This is a genomic window from Chitinophaga parva (genome assembly GCF_003071345.1).
Classification (GTDB): Bacteria; Bacteroidota; Bacteroidia; order Chitinophagales; family Chitinophagaceae; genus Chitinophaga; species Chitinophaga parva.
Genome location: NZ_QCYK01000010.1, coordinates 1 through 943, shown reverse-complemented (window position 1 = coordinate 943; position 943 = coordinate 1). Strand labels below are relative to the sequence as shown.

The 943-nt window shown below is 42.6% G+C and carries 2 rRNA genes; both read left to right on the top strand.

Going from position 1 to position 943, the window contains the following annotated elements:
* Positions 1–78 (top strand): 5S ribosomal RNA (rrf, locus tag DCC81_RS26150); the annotation flags it as partial.
* A gap of 696 nt (positions 79–774) precedes the next feature.
* A 23S ribosomal RNA gene (locus tag DCC81_RS25295) occupies positions 775–943 on the top strand; the annotation flags it as partial.

Genomic DNA, 943 nt, shown 5'->3' with positions numbered 1-943 from the left:
CATTCCGAACAGAGAAGTTAAGCCCCTCATGGCCGATGGTACTGCGCAATCATGCGGGAGAGTAGGTAGCTGCCATATTTATTCAGAAAGTCTCACAGGGTAACTTGTGAGACTTTTTTTATTATAAAGTACAAGGTAATAAGACCTGGTAGCCTATATAGTACAAGGCTTCACTAACCAGGCAGCAAAGCAAAAGGCCCACTGCAAAAACAAAAAGCCATACAGCAAGAAGCAAAAGGCCCACTGCAAAACAAAAGCCATACAGCAGAAACTGGTAGAGTGAAAAATAAACGGCTGAGAGTTTTTGTAGAGTGAAGAGGAGATTGTATCTTTGCCGTCCGCAATAAGCCACTGGGGCTTTAAAGCCAGGAAGTTCTTTAAAACGGAGAAGGAGCCAGCAAGGGAAACTACCAGGCAGAGAGCGGTATCAAACCACTCATAGCCAAGTAGTTAGCTAAAAATAAAATCACTAAAAACTTTGAAAAAGATTTGGTGGAAACAAAATAAAGCTTACCTTTGCAACCCCAACGCAAACGACCGGTAACACGGACTAAAAGTTGGAAAGAAAGTTCTTCGAAAATTAATGAAATGGATGCTTCAAAAGAGAAGTGATCAGGAGATCGGATCTCGCATTTTGACAAAAGACTCATAAAGCCAGGGATGTAATATCCAACAGCAAGTGAGAAAAGTTCTTTGACATATTGGGAAAACAAGTTGTTTTATGCTGCTGCGGTTAGCGATAACTGTAGTAGTCGTAAAGTAATGAGAAAGTAATTTAAAGCGAATAAGGGCGCATGGTGAATGCCTAGGCTTTAGGAGGCGAGGAAGGACGTGGTAAGCTGCGAAAAGCTACGGGGAGCCGCAAACAGGCGTTAAATCCGTAGATATCCGAATGGGACAACCCAATACGTTGAAGACGTATTATCCGAAAGGAGGCCAACGC